The organism is Paenarthrobacter aurescens, from assembly GCF_025421775.1.
Lineage (GTDB): Bacteria > Actinomycetota > Actinomycetes > Actinomycetales > Micrococcaceae > Arthrobacter > Arthrobacter aurescens_B.
Window position 1 is genome coordinate 334,830 of record NZ_JAOEFX010000004.1, and the last position, 15,174, is coordinate 350,003.

13 protein-coding genes are annotated in these 15,174 nt (G+C 63.9%); 5 read left to right on the forward strand and 8 right to left on the reverse strand.

Annotated features, from left to right (window positions below; translation table 11 throughout):
• Window positions 1-30: 30 nt before the first annotated feature.
• Genes N7568_RS10690 through N7568_RS10700 form a run of 3 tightly spaced genes read right to left on the reverse strand, consistent with a single transcriptional unit; the run spans window position 31 to window position 4,324 of the window.
• Complete coding sequence (locus N7568_RS10690) at window positions 31-1,656, reverse strand: amidohydrolase (RefSeq protein ID WP_261609806.1); 1,626 nt, start codon at window positions 1,654-1,656, stop codon at window positions 31-33.
• On the reverse strand, window positions 1,653-2,885 hold the full coding sequence (locus tag N7568_RS10695; RefSeq protein ID WP_261609807.1) for a serine hydrolase domain-containing protein: 1,233 nt from the start codon (window positions 2,883-2,885) through the stop codon (window positions 1,653-1,655). The genes N7568_RS10690 and N7568_RS10695 overlap by 4 nt, the downstream gene beginning before the upstream one ends.
• The gene (locus N7568_RS10700) at window positions 2,882-4,324 is read right to left on the reverse strand and encodes a purine-cytosine permease family protein (protein ID WP_261610012.1); all 1,443 of its coding nucleotides are present in this window, start codon (window positions 4,322-4,324) and stop codon (window positions 2,882-2,884) included. Before N7568_RS10700 ends, N7568_RS10695 begins: the two co-directional genes overlap by 4 nt.
• A gap of 127 nt (window positions 4,325-4,451) precedes the next feature.
• On the opposite strand from N7568_RS10700, the gene N7568_RS10705 reads away from it, so the two are divergent.
• Together N7568_RS10705 and N7568_RS10710 are read left to right on the forward strand one after the other, a co-directional pair.
• The gene (locus tag N7568_RS10705) at window positions 4,452-5,093 is read left to right on the forward strand and encodes a TetR/AcrR family transcriptional regulator (RefSeq protein WP_261609808.1); all 642 of its coding nucleotides are present in this window, start codon (window positions 4,452-4,454) and stop codon (window positions 5,091-5,093) included.
• 223 nt (window positions 5,094-5,316) lie between these two features.
• Window positions 5,317-6,696: a serine/threonine-protein kinase gene (locus N7568_RS10710; RefSeq protein WP_261609809.1), complete on the forward strand. Its 1,380-nt coding sequence runs from the start codon at window positions 5,317-5,319 to the stop codon at window positions 6,694-6,696.
• Between the two features lie 64 nt (window positions 6,697-6,760).
• Here the strand turns inward: N7568_RS10710 and N7568_RS10715 are convergent, their stop codons facing one another.
• Both N7568_RS10715 and N7568_RS10720 read right to left on the reverse strand, forming a co-directional pair.
• Window positions 6,761-8,224 (reverse strand): polysaccharide deacetylase family protein, encoded by a 1,464-nt coding sequence (locus N7568_RS10715; RefSeq protein ID WP_261609810.1) that lies wholly within the window; start codon window positions 8,222-8,224, stop codon window positions 6,761-6,763.
• Between the two features lie 86 nt (window positions 8,225-8,310).
• Window positions 8,311-9,540: a GAF domain-containing sensor histidine kinase gene (locus tag N7568_RS10720; RefSeq protein ID WP_261609811.1), complete on the reverse strand. Its 1,230-nt coding sequence runs from the start codon at window positions 9,538-9,540 to the stop codon at window positions 8,311-8,313.
• Window positions 9,541-9,617: 77 nt separating this feature from the next.
• Between N7568_RS10720 and N7568_RS10725 the strand changes: the two genes are divergently transcribed.
• The 3 genes from N7568_RS10725 to N7568_RS10735 all read left to right on the forward strand — a co-directional run bounded on the left by N7568_RS10725 (window position 9,618) and on the right by N7568_RS10735 (window position 12,179).
• Window positions 9,618-11,033, forward strand: coding sequence for an MFS transporter (locus N7568_RS10725; RefSeq protein WP_261609812.1), 1,416 nt, complete (start codon window positions 9,618-9,620; stop codon window positions 11,031-11,033).
• A 110-nt stretch (window positions 11,034-11,143) separates the two neighbouring features.
• Complete coding sequence (locus N7568_RS10730) at window positions 11,144-11,569, forward strand: DUF7793 family protein (RefSeq protein WP_261609813.1); 426 nt, start codon at window positions 11,144-11,146, stop codon at window positions 11,567-11,569.
• Between the two features lie 130 nt (window positions 11,570-11,699).
• Window positions 11,700-12,179, forward strand: coding sequence for a hypothetical protein (locus N7568_RS10735; RefSeq protein WP_261609814.1), 480 nt, complete (start codon window positions 11,700-11,702; stop codon window positions 12,177-12,179).
• 100 nt (window positions 12,180-12,279) lie between these two features.
• On the opposite strand, the gene N7568_RS10740 is transcribed toward N7568_RS10735, so the two are convergent.
• Genes N7568_RS10740 through N7568_RS10750 form a run of 3 tightly spaced genes read right to left on the reverse strand, consistent with a single transcriptional unit; the run spans window position 12,280 to window position 15,145 of the window.
• Window positions 12,280-13,284 carry a hydroxyacid dehydrogenase gene (locus tag N7568_RS10740; protein WP_261609815.1) on the reverse strand — a complete coding sequence of 335 codons (1,005 nt, stop codon included), beginning with the start codon at window positions 13,282-13,284 and terminating at the stop codon, window positions 12,280-12,282.
• On the reverse strand, window positions 13,281-14,192 hold the full coding sequence (locus tag N7568_RS10745; protein WP_261609816.1) for a carbohydrate ABC transporter permease: 912 nt from the start codon (window positions 14,190-14,192) through the stop codon (window positions 13,281-13,283). The genes N7568_RS10740 and N7568_RS10745 overlap by 4 nt, the downstream gene beginning before the upstream one ends.
• Window positions 14,189-15,145 (reverse strand): carbohydrate ABC transporter permease, encoded by a 957-nt coding sequence (locus tag N7568_RS10750; RefSeq protein ID WP_261609817.1) that lies wholly within the window; start codon window positions 15,143-15,145, stop codon window positions 14,189-14,191. The genes N7568_RS10745 and N7568_RS10750 overlap by 4 nt, the downstream gene beginning before the upstream one ends.
• Between the last annotated feature and the right edge of the window lie 29 nt (window positions 15,146-15,174).

Here is a 15,174-nt window from a genome sequence, read left to right on the forward strand (position 1 = left end):
CAGCGGGCGTTCTGGATCGGCGGGGGCCTTTCAAGCGACTGATTGCTCCTGTTCGTAGACCGTGCGCCCGCCCACCACAGTCCGCAGGACCTTTGCTTCCAGGAGTGCCGCCGGGTCCCCTGCTGCGAAAACGTCGGTGTCCAGGACAACGAAATCTGCGTACAGGCCTGCAGCCAGCCGGCCGATGTCATTCTCCGCTCCGCACGTCCAGGCCGAATCACGGGTGGCGTGCTCGATCGACTCCGCCAGCGGCAGGGCGAATTCCGGGACGTTGGTGCCTGCCGAGGCATCCAAGGCCGAGGCGCGCGTGGTGGCCACATACATGTTGGGCAGCGGTGCGTGTGGGGACGTGGGGGAGTCCGTGCCGAAAGCGAGCCGGGCGCCGGCAGCCGTGATCCAAGGCCACGCGAATCCGCGCTCCACACGGTCGTCGCCCAGCTTGGCGGCCCAGTTCTCGCTGATGGCGGGATCGGCGTGGACCGGTTGCATGCTGGCCGTGATCCCCAGCGCGGCGAGGCGATCGACGTCGGCCCTGTCCACCAACTCAAGATGCTCAATCCGGTGACGGCGTTCGCGGGGGCCATTCTCCGCCACGGCGTGTTCAACGGCCCCGATCGCGATCCTTACCGACTCGTCTCCGATGGCGTGCATGGCAACCTTCAAACCGGCAGCGTCCGCCGCGGCAACCACCGGCGCGAGCTCCTCAAGGCTCCAGATCGGTTCGGCGTTCGACCCGTCGGCGTACGGCATCCCGAGCGTGGCGGTGCAGCCGTCGATGGTTCCGTCGATGATCACCTTGATGCCCACCACACGCAGGAAAGGCGATTCATTCTCGACGGCGAGCGCTGCCGCCCGCTGGACCTGGACAATGTTGTCCTCCACGGAGCCGGCGTTGTTCACCCGCCAATACGCGATGAGGCGGCTGGTCAACGTGCCGTCCTTGTCCGCACGCTTGAAGGCGTCCAGGTCGGTTTCGTTGAAGCCCATGTCGCAGGCAGTGGTCACGCCGGATTCGCGGTAGGCCTGCTGGACTGCGGCGATGCTTGCCCCGTGCTCGTTCTCGCTCACTTGGGAGTCCAGGAACGGGAGCACCATATCGTAGAAGGCGTTCTCGTCGATATAGCCGGTGGCGTGCCCCTGGGAATCGCGCTTGATGGTGCCGCCGTGCGGATTTTCCGTGTGGTCATCGATCCCGAGTTCAGCCAGCGCCGCGGTATTTACCCACACTGAATGAAAGTCGTAGGCGAAGGCATAGACGGGCTTGCCGGGGACTGCTGCGTCGAGCATCCCAGCGTCCGGTACGCCGCCCGGGATTGCTCCGTGCAGCCAGCCGGTGGCGAGGATCCGGGCCAGGTCCGGGTGCCCAGTATCGCGTGCCTTGATCCGTTGCTGGATTTCCTCCACGGATTTGGCGCCCCACAGGCTGACCTGTCCCAGGGCTTCGCCAGTGCCAACCACGTGCGCGTGGCCGTCGACGAAACCGGGGACCACCAGGCGGCCCTCGAGGTCAACCCGCCCGGCATCAGGGCGGAGGCGCTCCGCGGTGCCGGCGTCGCCAACGTAAAGGATTCGCCCATCCTGGACGAGCATGGCCTCGGCCCAGCGGCGGGTATCGGAGGTGAAGATGCGGGCGTTGGTGTAGAGCTGGGTGGTCACGCTGCGTTTTCCTTGCTTTCTGGTCCTGTGGTGTTTGTGCCGTTCAAGGCATTGGAATTCAGGGCATTGGAGTCCATGGCACGGCTGATATCGAGGAGTAGCTGGTTCTGAAGCGCGTGCAGGTGTTCGCTGTCCGGCTCAGGCCATGTGGACATCTTCACGATCACGGTATCGGTGGCCGGATCGATCCAAAGGTATTGCCCGTAGATTCCGATGCCCGTTACGTTGCCTCTCTCGTTGCCGGTGCACCACCATTGCCTCGTATAGGAGCCCCGCGGGTGGATCGCGGTGAACGAGGCGTCGGCCATCGCGTTGGTGTCCCCGCCGGCGAGGATGCTTTCGACCCACTCCGCGGACACAACCCTCCCGCCTGGACCCGCACCGCCGTCGAGCATTAACTGCCCCACCCGGGCGAGGTCGCGGGCGGTGCAGGAGACCCCGCCGTTGGCGAAGCCGAAGCCGGAGGAGTCCACGGTAATGGTGGCGTCCCGGTCTGCGTCGAGCTTGGACCATAGGTACTTGGAGAGAGCTTCCGGGTAGCGGAGACCGGTCACCTGCTCGATGATCCAGGCGAGGACGTCGGTGTTGGCTGAGCAGTATTGGAACGTACCCACTGTCCCGTTGCCTGTGAGGGTGGTGAGGAAGGCATACGTGTCCTCAGGATCGCCGTCCCGCCGGGTGCGCCAGCCGGCGGACCGGTCGTGGGTCTGCACTTCCGAGGCCGGATCGACGTAGTCCTCGCTGTAGTCAAGGTGGATCGCCATGTCGAGCACATGTTGCACGGTGGGCCCATCGTAAGCAGACCCGGCAAGCCCGGGAACGTAATCCACCACGCGTGCGGACGGGACGATCTCTCCGGAATCGATCAATGCTCCAATAACCAGGCCGCACATCGACTTCGAAATGCTCATCACCAGGTGGCGGCCATCCGGGGCGAAGCCGGGGCCGTAGTACTCCGCGAGGACCCGGTTGCGGTGCAGGACCAGGAAGGCATCGGTATACGTCTCCTCCAGCCGGCGCCTCAAGCCTGGAAGGGGCAAGGCTCCCAAGCTGTCAGTAGCCTCAACCGGGGCGGCCGGGAAACGGCGGGCCACTGACGCCGTCGGAAGCAATTCGCCGAGGTGCGCGAACGTCCAGCGGTTGTGCGGTCCCTCCTGCCAGGTGTCAAGGGTTGGTTGACCGGCAGCGCCGGGATAGCGGGTGGGGTGCGGGCCGGTGGGGATGGTCATGCGGGGGCTCCTATGGTGACGGGTGCTTTGCTCAGGCTGCGGCGCAAAGCCGGGTTCATTGCGATGTAGACCCCGGCGGTGACGATCATGGATACGGGCACGGAAAGGTCCAGGAAGCCCATGGCTGCTGAGATGGGGCCGGTCCAGACGGCGTTGGTGAGGAAGAGCGATGCCACGGCCGCGCCGAGGACCACGGCGAGCACGCCGGGGATGTGCCAGCCCCCGCTGTACCAGAAGGGGCTGCCGGGTTTCTCGTTGAAGAGGTTCACGCCGTTGTAGCGGCTGCGGCGAAGAATGACGTCCACGGCGAAAATTGTCATGGTGGGTCCGGAAATGAGAACCAGCAGCTGCAGCATCAGGTTGACGGCGTCCAGGAGGCTTGTGGACATGACGAGGTAGATGGTCAGTGCTGTGCCGATCGCTCCGACCACCACCGCGGAAGGGATGCGGCGGATCGGGACGCCAATGGACTGGAATGCCATGCTCGCCGTGTAGGTGGTCATGCCGTTGAGCGAGATCGTGTTGATGATGACGCCCACCACGAAGATGGGTCCCAACCAGGCCGGAAGCAGGGCGAGGAGTGCCGATTCGATGCCTAGGTCCATGGCCGCTGCGTCAATGCCGGTAGCCTGCAGGGCGCCCACGGCCGTGAAGAACATGCAAGGCAGCGCGCCGCCGAAGGCCGTGGCCGCGATGACGTGGGACCTTTTGGTGCTTTCCGGGAGGTAGCGCGCCAGGTCGGGGCTGTTGGAGTAGGACAGGGGAGTGGAGGCCAGGATGGCGAATCCGATGGTCATCGCGGACCACAGCGGTGCGCCCTCCAAGGGCGTCGGAGCCGCATAGTCCCACTGCACATGGGGCAGGACGAATGCTGTAACCAGCAGGAAGATTGCCAGCAGCACCGAAACCACCACTGGATAGCTGCGCAGGATCAGGCTGTGGCCGAATACCGCCACCAGCACGGTGATCGCGGCAACCGCGATCGTGACCAGCACCGGACCAGCCACGGGATCCGTGAAACCAAGCTGGGCGAGGAGCTCAGCGCCCATGAACGAGGACGCGAGCCAGTTGAGGGCCAGGAAGACGGCGGAGATGAACCATCCGAAGAAGGCGACAACAACCCTGTTGCCGCGGATTCCGTAGATGGCGCGGGTGATGACGGAGCCGGATGTCCCTGCGGCAGGGCCACTCGTGGCAACGATGCCGGTGAGAATCCAAGGGAGGCTGCCGGCGATGATGACGAGGATGGCCTGCCAGAGTTCCAAGCCGAGCAGGATCAGCGAGGCACCGACGGTGAAGTTCAGGACGCTGACATTGGGGGCTGCCCATACGGGGAAGAGATCGCGGGCGCGGCCGTGCCTTTCGGAGGCTTCAATGAGTTCGATGCCGCGGGTTTCGGGGTGGGCAAGGGGTTCGGGGTAACTGACCGGATCGGTCATATGGGGCTGGGACAACGCTGTTCCTTTCGGGCTGGGTCCGGCTCACAACGTTGGGAAACCGGTCCATCGGCGCTATTGGTCGCATGACCAACGTGCTATTGGTCACTAATCCAATAGACTGTGGGGCATGGTGTCAAGCCCCACATCGCAACGCGTCCGAAAATTACCCGATGAGCGCCGCGCGGAGATCCTCTCCGAGGCCGCTTCCATTGCCCTGGCCGAGGGGCTGGAGCGGATAACCCTCCGTGCTGTCGCGGACCGATTGGGTGTGCGGCCCGGCCTGATCAGCCACTACTATCCGGCGGCCGAAGACTTGGTGATCGCCGCCTTCGTCCGCGCCGTTTCTGAAGAGCGGGAAGAGCTGTTTCCCGACGGCGGCACCCCCCTTGGGCGCATGGCCCACCTCATCTCGCGCATCGAAGGTCACGGTGCCTTCGAACTCACCCGACTGTGGCTTAACGCCCGGCATCTCTGCCGATTCACCCCTGCATTGGGGGAGGCAATGTTGGCGCAGGAATACCTGGATCGCACGCGATTGACCGCCCTCATTGAGGATGGCGTGGCGTCGGGTGACTTCGCCGTGGATGACCCGTTCGCGGCGTGCATCCGGATCTGGGTGGCAATCGACGGCGTGGGCTCCTATGTCAACAATGTCGGGTCCTTTGATTACGAGGCCTTCACGCGTTTCGTTACTGATGTGGCTGAATGGTCTCTGGGCGTTCCTGCCGGCAGGCTGCGCGCCGAGGTGGACCGCCGGCGCGAGGCCTGATGGTGAACGTCGCATTTGTCCTTCCCGCGCGTTAATCAGTATCCTGATGACTTATCCGGTGACACCGGATGATGCTGTATGGGCTGGGGGTTGCTCAAGTCGCAGTGGCTGAAGCAGACGGCCGGGCGACTACCGTGAGAGTTTGTATGACGGCGTTGCTTGGTAACGACGGACAGCACCCAGGTCCCGGACATCCAGGTATGCCTGAAGGGCGTGACATTTCGTGGGCAACAATGACGAGGCCGTGGACTTCCGGATCCCCGATTCCATCGACGACACACTGGACGGCCGCTACCAGCTGGGCCCCGTCTTGGGCAGGGGCGCCATGTCCACTGTCTATCGGGCAACGGACCTGCTGCTTGGCCGCGATGTGGCCATCAAGATCTTCCTCCCCGGCTCCGGCGATGACTCCTTCCGGGGCCGCCAGGAGACCGAAATGCGGCTTCTCGCCGGATTCGACCACCCCGGACTCGTGGCCGCCTTCGATGCCGGCGTCGATGCCAGGAACGACGAGGAACGCGCCTTCCTGGTGATGGAACTCGCCGAGGGGAGGGACCTGCGTGCCGTGCTGTCCAACGGGCCACTCACCCTGCCGGAGACAGTCCGGATCGGGATCCGGCTTGCGGGGGCGCTGTCCCAAGTTCATGAGCACGGCGTCATCCACCGCGACATCAAGCCAGCCAACATTTTGGTATCCGACGACGGCGAACTGGCCGAATCCGTGAAGCTGGCGGACTTCGGCGTCGCGCTGGTGATGAATGACAGCCGACTGACCGCCACGGGGTTCACCGTGGGCACAGCCCAGTACCTCAGCCCCGAGCAGGCCCAAGGCCTGAGCCTGACTCCTGCGAGCGACATCTATTCGCTCGGCCTCGTGCTCCTTGAGTGCCTCACAGGCAGGGCCGAATATCCGGGGACGCCCATCGAGACGGCCTCAGCGCGCCTTCACCGGGCACCCCAGATTCCCTTGGAGCTGCCCGGGCCGCTGCGCGGGCTCCTTGAAGCCATGACGGACATGGACCCCCAAAAGCGGCCGAAGGCGCAGGAAGTCGAACAGACCCTGGCGGAAGAGGGGATCCAATCGGGCCGAAGGACTGCGCTGCTGCCGCCCGTGCCTTCGCGACAACCGCTCCGCGCGCCGACCTCACGGCAAGCCACGCGGAAGCAGGCCACAGTGTCGGGCATCCGGACCTTCGGGAAACGACGTCCCAGGACTGTCCGGGCAGTGGCCGCTGCGGCAGTGACCGTACCGCTGGCCTTGGTGATCCTCACCCAAGGGTTTGCGCCGTCGGCCGACACGGTGGATCCCTCCGACCCCGCCGATCCCGGCGTATCCCAGGCCGAGCCCCAGCCGGCCCTGCCGGGTGCGCCCGTTGTGCCCGCGCCTGCCGAGGTGGTGCCCGCCGAGGTTGTGCCCGCCGAGGTGGTCAACCTTCCGGAGACCACGCAACCGGACCAGGTCCCCGCGGTCCAGGCGCCAGCGCCCGGCCCCGCTGTGGCGCCAGGCAGGGAGATCGAAGACAAGAAGGGCAAAGACGCCGACGAGAAGGGCAGCGGCAAGACCGGGAAGCCCGAAAAGGCAAAGGGCGGCGAGGGCAAGTAGCCCCGGCTGCGTGAATAGACGCACGACGGCGACCTGCCGTCGTCGTGGGTTATGTCCTGGAAGTTCAGCGGCCCGGGACGCACCCCGGCGAAGTGCCGCGGCACTTGTAGGTGACACCTGGCTTCAGGTCGATACCCGCGAAAAGCTGCGGGAGGGTCACTAAATAGAAGCCCTTGCCTTTGAGCTGGGTGATCAGCTCGGCCTGGGCATCAACGGTGGAAGCGTGGATGTCGTGTTGCAGGATGATCGATCCGGGCTTGACCAGGCCCATGATCCGGGGAAGGAACACAGCCTTGTTCCTGGACTGCCAGTCCATGGAGTCGACATCCCAGATGACCTGAGGCAGCCCCACGGAAACGGCAACCGACTTGTTGGTTGCTCCGTACGGCGGCCGTAAGTACGCCGGCACAACCCCTGTTGCTGTTTCGATGGCGGCCTGGGCCGACTGGACCTCACGTTCGATGCCAGCCTGTGGGAGCTTGGTCAGGTAGGGGTGGTTCATGGTGTGGTTGGCGATGGTGTGGCCCGCTGCCGCCACGGATTTTGCCACTCCCGGATTGGCCTTTACATAGCCGCCCTGCTGGAAGAACGTGGCGAACACCTTGTGCTTGTCCAGGATGTTGAGGAGCTTGGTGGTTTGGGCGTTGGGTCCGTCGTCGTAGGTCAGGGCGGCGCAGGGAACGAGGTCGCAGTTGATGTGCGTCAGGCCGCCCGGCGAAGGCTGAGGGATGGTGAACGGTGTTCCGGCGATGACTGCGTTGCGAAGGGTTTGGCCGGCAGGCGAGATGACCTTGTTCGTGGCCCCAGCACTGAGCTCCACGGTGAGTGGGCCTGCCAGGGCGGCGTCTGTTCCCGGGTCTTGGTGGATGGTCACGCTGAGGTTCCCCGCTGAGGTTAACGCGACGGCCGTGAGCAGATCGGCGTCAGACAGCGAACCTGCTGCCGGGCCTGGAATCTCCGGACGGAGGATGTCCCCAAGAATTGTCCGTAAGGCGCCCGTCATGGCCGGATTGACCAGGGCGGAACTGTCAGTGACCGCGCCTGTGCTGAGGTCCTCGTAGGTGATCTGGTCAATCCGCCCGGTCAGGACGCCGCCGGTCATTGTTGTCTGCACAAACCTGGATCCCACCACGTTACCGGTGGCCAGGATGAGTTCATGGGTGATGGAAACGCCGTCGGCCAACAAGGCCGCAGGGGTGGCCGGCAACGTCGCGGGTTCGTGCCGGCCGCCGGACCGGGCATCAAAAACGCCGAGCAGCCGCGCGTCCAGCCTGCTGTTGAAGGTCTCGGCGCCGTTGATGTATTGCCACGTCGCAACCGTGGGCGAAGCCCCGGCCGTGCGCGTCGTCATCTCCACCGTGGACGGAGCCCCCAAGGCGATTCTGGGCGGAGCCGCGCCGATGACCGCGATCGCCGGTTCAGCCAAGGGTGCCGGCTGAGGGAGTGTTGGGACGCAGGCGGAGACGAAGAGCACGATGACCACGAGTGGGATCGCGAACGGTGAGCGGACGGGGGCGGGCCGCTTCACGGATTTCTCTACACGAAGTGCGGGGTGGTCATGCCTCGAATGATGGCAGTCAGAACGCCGGGGAACCGGGAGACACTCCGAAAGGGTCAGGACCCGGTGGGAAAGCTGACCGCCACGGTTGTTCCGCCCCCGGGGGTTTCCGCCAGGGTGAGGTCGCCGCCGTGTGCCTTGGCAATGCTGCTGCAGGTGGCCAAGCCGAGTCCGGAGCCCGGCCCGTCGCCTTGCCGCCGCAGGCGCACCAAAGGCTCCAGGCACTTGGCGCGGTCCTCCGGATTGATGCCTTTGCCGTTGTCCGCGACGAAGATCGTGGCGCCTTGATAGTTGGAAACCCCGCTGATGTGGATGTGGAGGTCGCGCTCGGGGCTCCGGTAGTTCACGGCGTTGGAGACCAGGTTCTGCAGGAGGGTGCGGAGTTGTCCGCGGTCAGCAAAGACAGTGAGGTCTTCGACGTCGACCATCCCGTCATTCTCAATTCCGAGGTCTCCCGCGACCTCCTCTGTGACTTCCCGCAAAGACACGTGTGCCGGCTGGATTCCGCCGCCCACCCTCGAGTAGCTGAGGACGTCTTCCAGCATTCCGAGCATCCGCCGGCCGCTGGCGCCGATGCGCTCCAGGTACCGGGCAGCGGTGCTCTCGGGTTCCACGTCGGGATCGTCTTCAACCAACTCGACGTAGCCGAGGATGGTGGTCAGCGGAATGCGGAGGTCGTGGCTGACGCGGCCTGCGAACCCGGCGAGCTTGGCATTGCTGTCCTTGAGCTCGGCATAGGTGCGGTCCAGCTGGACCGTGCGGTGCTGCAATTCCAGCAACTCGACCACCTGCTTGGCCAGGACCTCCAGCATGCTGACCTGTTCGGGACGCAGATCCTTGGTTTTATCGGAGAAGACGCACAAGGTTCCAGGGACGAACCCCGAGTCTGTCTGCAGCGGAACGGACGCATAAAAGCGGACCTTGCCGATTTCGCCGGTGACAAAGGGATTGTCCGCGAAGCGGGGATCCTGGGAAGCGTCGCTGACGACGGTCCTCTCGCGGGAGAGGAACACCTTGGCGCACATGGAGTCTTCGCGGGAGCAGACACCCGGCTCCACGCCCCAAGCGCCGATCTGGTGCTGGTACTGCGCACTGATGATGTTGACCACGCCATACGGGGCGCCGCACAGTTCCGTTGCCAGCCGCACGAGGTTTTGCAGGGCGCTCATGACGGCCGCGTTGGGAAGGAGAACGGAATCCACGGCAGGGTCCAGGCCATATTCCTGTAATTCGAGGTCTCGGCTAACGTCGTCGGTAAAAGCGATCTGCCCGTGTGCGCGCGTCATTAAGCAATTCCCCCAGAGTCATCAGGATTCCCTGCCGATACTACCGGGGCGTTCCCGGCGGTGGTTTACTGGGACGCATGACCGAGCCGGAACCGGCCTCCGCCGGGTCTACTGACACCATCGATCTATCCGTACGCACTCCCGCGCAAAGATCCCGCACGTTCACCGGGATCCTGGTGAACACCGCCGTCGCCAACATCACCACCAGCTACCTTTGGTTCGCCCTGACGTTTTGGGTGTACCTGGAGACCCGCAACGTGATCGCCACTGGGGTGATCGGCGGCGCGTACATGCTGTTGATCGCGCTCTCCAGCATCAGCTTCGGCACTTTTGTGGACCGGTACCGCAAGCTGGCCGTGATGCGCTTCGCCGCCGCCTTCACGCTGGTGATGTTCGTCCTGTCCGGAGTCATGTTCCTGCTGACGCCGGAACAGGCGTTGCTCGACCTGACACAGCCTTGGTTCTGGATCTTTACCATGATCATCCTGATCGGCGCGGTGGTGGAGAACATGCGCAACATCGCCCTTTCCACGACCGTCACCATCCTGATCGAACCGGACCGGCGGGCCAACGCCAACGGGCTGGTGGGCATGGTGCAGGGGCTCATGTTCGTGGTGACCTCGGTCCTTTCCGGACTATCAGTGGGACTACTGGGCATGGGATGGACAGTGGTAGTGGCTCTGGTCCTCACGGCCTTGGCCTTCGGACACTTGCTCACGCTGCGCCTGCCGGAGGAAGTGCGGGCAGCCGCCTCCGACGCGCAAGGCGGATTCGACTTGCGCGGGTCATGGGCTGCCGTCATGGCGATTTCCGGGCTCTTCGCGCTGATCCTTTTCTCCACGTTCAACAACTTCATCGGCGGTGTCTACATGGCGTTGATGGATCCCTACGGCCTGGAGATGTTCTCTGTGGAGATGTGGGGCACTGTCTTCGCGATAGGCGCTACGGGCTTCATTCTGGGCGGCGCACTGATCGGAAAATTCGGGCTCGGTTCCAACCCGTTGCGCACCATGCTCATTGCTGTTGCGTTGATGGGGCTCATTGGAGCCCTGTTCACCGTGCGGGAGTGGGCGTGGCTTTACATCGTCGGGATCTGGCTCTACATGGCGCTGGTTCCCGTGGTGGAGGCAGCCGAGCAGACCGTCATCCAAAAGGTGGTCCCCCTGCCCCGGCAAGGCAGGGTGTTTGGCTTCGCCATGGCTTTCGAGTCCGCAGCAGCGCCCATCACCGCGTTCCTCATCGCGCCGATCGCCCAGTTCTGGATCATTCCCTACGCGCGCTCTTCCGATGGTGCGGCCCAGCTTGAACCGCTGCTGGGTGAGGGCATTTCACGCGGCATCGCGCTGGTGTTCCTGGCGGCTGGCCTCATCATGATCGCCGTAGCGTTGATCGCCTTCCTGACGCCGGTCTACCGCCGCGTATCGGCATCCTATGCGCAGACAGCAGCGGAGGAATCGGCAAAAGAAAACGCGGACACCCCGTACTCGGGCTGAACTGCAGCCAAAGATCACTCTTTTCGGATGAGACGGGAAGATTGACCGCGGGTGCAGTGTGGAGTCAGTTCACGGAACTCAGGCAGTCCTGAAGAGATGGAGACAGTCACATGGCTCAACCGGACACGGCCGATTACGTTATTCGACTGGAGCCGGACAATGTCCTGTCCTTGGAATGGAATCCTGGTGTCCGCATAGAAGCAGCCAATGCCCGGGATGCCGTAGACGCAGTGAACAGAATTGCCGACGGCCAACGTTATCCCTTGCTCGTCAAGATGGCCGTCGCTGGCCACCTGAGCCGCGCGGCCCGTGACGTCTTCGTTGAACCCTGCGCAGCCAGCAGCATCGCCTTGGTGGGCAGGAACCCCGTGGACCGGATGCTCGCTGACTACCAATTGGCTGCCCAACCGGCACCCTGTCCCACCCGGTTCTTCACTTCCGAAGTTGAGGCGATGGCCTGGCTCAGGAACTCCGGCGAACCGTCCAATGACCGGCAAGAAGGCCTGGACGGTTCCGTGGGAGGAGCAGCACCATGACTTCACCGGCAGCAGCCAGGAGATGCTGGGGTTCACCACCACCATCGCCCTCTTCGAGTGAGAACTCCCTAACGCTCTATACCGCGACCGGGGGGTATGGAATTATCGGCAAATGGACCAGTATCTGTGGGTGTTGAAGCAAGATCAACTTGATGTGATTCGCGAATTGGAGCCGGCCAGACTTGAGCTCCTCGACGAGGAAGGCCTGCTCGCACTCCATAAACGGGTACGGCGTGCCCGCAACAAATACACCACCAATTATCGACGCAAAGCTGCAGACGAAGTGCTGGAAGCCGGTGGACGCGGAGCCGCGGCGAACAAATCGGACAAAGCCCGGGCCCGGGCCCTGGTGTTTGAGGAAGCACTCTCGATAGTGAGCACCGAACTGGCGCGGGTAGCCCACGAGGCCGCCGAGGAGCTGAAGGACGAGCGGCTGGAACGCGCCAGCGCCGGAAAGTCGACAGGTCCGGAGACATCCGGGGTGGGTACCGCATCCACGACCGGGTCGGGACGGGCCAGGTCGCACCAGAAAACCACCGGTGGAGTGAAACGGGACGCCTCCAGCCGTTCGCAGGGCGCCCAACGCCAAGCCAAGAAGGACGCGCGCTAAAGCCGCACCAAACACAACGAAACAAGCGCACGACGGCGGGAGGTCGCCGTCGTACGCTTGCAGCAGGTTGCGCGCTTGCCTCAAGACAATGCCGGTGCACCTAAGCGGTGAAAGCCAGATCTTCGACTTTCACCTGGAACCGCAACTTTTCCCCGCGGGCGAGCCGCAACGCTTCGTCAACGGCGCTCGCCGCCATACGCTCAAGCTCGTTGCCGAGGGACCCCGCAACATGCGGCGTGAGCAGCACGTTGGGGTGCGTGTAGAACCGGGAATCAGCTGGGAGCACCCAAGGCGTCGTCACGTCCAGCACCGCGTAGAGGTCGCCCCGTTCCACCCGTGCGAGCAGCGCATCCTGGTCCACCAGTTCGCCACGGGAGGTGTTGATGAAGGTGGTGCCCGGTCGCATCCGTTCGATCTGACCGGCATCCATCAGGTTCTTGGTGGACGGCAACGACGGCGCGTGGAGGCTGACCACGTCGCTGCTCTCCACAAGCTCATCAAGGGTGACAAGACCGACCCCAAGAATGCCGGCCTCTTCGGGGGACAGGTAGGGATCGGCCACCACCACATCAAGCTGGTACGGGGCGAGCAAACGGATGACATGCCGGCCGATTTTTGAGGCGCCAATGATGCCGACGCGCTTGCGGTAGTTGCCCATGCCCGGGAAGAGCTGCTCCGCGAGGACATCGGTGCGGGTGGTGTGCAGCGCGCGGGCGATTTGAAGGACGCGCTTGTTGGCAAGGATGATCATGGCCACGGTGTACTCGGCCACCGGGATGGCGTTGGCGTCCGCAGCTGAGCTGACCTGGATCCCGCGCTCCCAGCAGGCGGCGCCGATGTGGTGTTTCACGCTGCCCGCGGCGTGCAGGACATAACGGAGGCGGGGTGCGGCGTCGAGGACTGCCTCGTCGATCATCGGACAGCCCCAGCCGGTGAGGAGGATGTCCACCTCTGCGAGCATGGAACGTCCGGCGGGAGATGTGAAGTCCTGGATGGGCTCCCGGCCCAGGAGCGTCAGCGCCGGTTCCAACGGCTCCAGGCTCCTTGGCGGAAACACCGCCCGCGCTGTGTGGGCCGGCATGGCCAAGGCAACATTCAAGCTCACTTAACACTCCCTGCGGTGAGTCCGGACTTCCAGAACCGCTGCAGCATGATGAATGCGAGGAGCAGCGGAATGATCGAAAGCAGGGACCCGGTGATGACCATCGGTGTGAATTCGGGTTGTGGGATGGAGTAGCCCTGCCAGATGGAGATGCCGACGCTGACTGGCAGCAGTTGCTGGTCCTGGAGCATTACCAGCGGGAGCATGAAGTTGTTCCAGACGCCCACGAACTGGAACAGGGCGATGGTGATGTAACCGGGCATCATCATGGGTAAGCCCAGGGAGAAGAAGGAGCGGATGGGCCCGGCACCATCAACGCGGGCCGCCTCAAGGGTTTCGGCCGGAACGTACGCCGCTGAGTAGACGCGGGCCAGGTACACGCCGAACGGGTTGCACAGCACGGGGATAAGGATGGCCCAGATGGTGTTGGTGATGCCGAAAACGGAGGCCAGCAGGTACATGGGAAGGACCGTGGCGGTGTTCGGTATCAGGACGCCCACCAGGACTATGCCGAAGAACGAGTCCTTGCCGCGGAACTGGAATTTGTCGAAGGCGTAGCCGGCCATGACGGAGATGAGGCCGCCAAGGATCGCTCCGAATGCTGCATAGAACATGGAGTTGGCCATCCAGCGGAGGAACACCCCGCCGTCCTGGTTCAGGACTGCCATAACGTTCTCCAGGAACGCCGGTTCCCCCAAAGCGTAGGCGGCGGTTCCGTACAGGTCTGCCGTGTTCTTGGTGGAGGCGAAGAACAGCCACACCACGGGAAGCACCATGTAGGCGCAGCCCAGGATCAGCAAGGCGTTGACCGTGAAGGTGCTGCCGAAACCCCCGTTGCGTGCGTGCCGCCGCCTTCCCTGCGGCAGTGCGGGAGAATGGGGCCGGGCCCTGGACATCGTAGAGGTGCTCATGCTTTGTTCCTTGAGCTGAAGCGGGTAACGGCCCAGGACAATACGGCGGCCATGAGCGCGATGATGATCGAGGCTGCCGCTGCCTGGTTGAGGTTGTGCCGGTTGAACGCGGCATCGTAAGCCCACATGTTCGGCACCCAGGTGCTGGTGACTGATGCTGTGGCCTTGGAGATGATGGACGGCTCGGTGAACAGTTGCAGCGTTCCGATCACGGTGAAGAGCATGATCACGCTCAGTGCCGGGAGGATCAGGGGGAGCTTGATGCTGATGGCTGCCCGGATTTCGCCGGCACCGTCCACGCGTGCAGCTTCCAGGATCTCCCTCGGAACGGCCTGCAGCGCGGTGAACAGCACAATCACGTTGTAGCCCGTCCACTCCCACACTGCGATGTTCACGATGGAGGGCAGGATCATCTGGTTGTCCAGGAAGTTCAGTGAGATTCCGCCGGTTTCCAGGACGGAGACAATCGGGCTGACGCCGGGCGTGTAGAGATAGGCCCAGATCAGCGCCGCGATCACGCCGGGCACCGCGTGGGGGAGGAACACCAGGAGCTGGAAGAGCTTGCGCGCACGGGCCACGGCAGCGTCGAGCAGGAGCGCGAACGCCAACGCACCTCCCACCATGCAGGGAATGTAGAGCAGGCAGTACAGGGCGAGCCGTCCGATACCGCCAACGAAGCTCTCTGACTGCATGACCTGCAGGTAGTTTTCCAAGCCCACGAACGCGGTCTTTGCCTCGCCAAAGCCCAATCCGGACTTTTGCTGGGCGAAGAAGCTCAGCACAATCGCGTAGACGACCGGCGCGACCATTGCGAGGGCGAAGATCGTGAAGAAGGGCGTGAGGAACAGGGCTGCGGTTCGGCCCCCGGTTCCGGACATTGCCCGGGGTTTGCGTTGGGCCGGGCCTGTGGGTTTGGTGGCGGTGGGCGGCTTTGTGGGTGCTGGGGTGACCATGATTAATCTCCTCGCTGGCGGGGCGGCTT

What these genes read in the sequence shown, in the direction of transcription:
- N7568_RS10695 (WP_261609807.1), bottom strand. Translation starts at nt 2,885, where the DNA reads ATGACCATCCCCACCGGCCCGCACCCCACCCGCTATCCCGGCGCTGCC.
- N7568_RS10700 (WP_261610012.1), bottom strand. Translation starts at nt 4,324, where the DNA reads ATGACCGATCCGGTCAGTTACCCCGAACCCCTTGCCCACCCCGAAACC.
- N7568_RS10705 (WP_261609808.1), top strand. Translation starts at nt 4,452, where the DNA reads ATGGTGTCAAGCCCCACATCGCAACGCGTCCGAAAATTACCCGATGAG.
- N7568_RS10720 (WP_261609811.1), bottom strand. Translation starts at nt 9,540, where the DNA reads ATGACGCGCGCACACGGGCAGATCGCTTTTACCGACGACGTTAGCCGA.
- N7568_RS10725 (WP_261609812.1), top strand. Translation starts at nt 9,618, where the DNA reads ATGACCGAGCCGGAACCGGCCTCCGCCGGGTCTACTGACACCATCGAT.
- N7568_RS10730 (WP_261609813.1), top strand. Translation starts at nt 11,144, where the DNA reads ATGGCTCAACCGGACACGGCCGATTACGTTATTCGACTGGAGCCGGAC.
- N7568_RS10745 (WP_261609816.1), bottom strand. Translation starts at nt 14,192, where the DNA reads ATGAGCACCTCTACGATGTCCAGGGCCCGGCCCCATTCTCCCGCACTG.
- N7568_RS10750 (WP_261609817.1), bottom strand. Translation starts at nt 15,145, where the DNA reads ATGGTCACCCCAGCACCCACAAAGCCGCCCACCGCCACCAAACCCACA.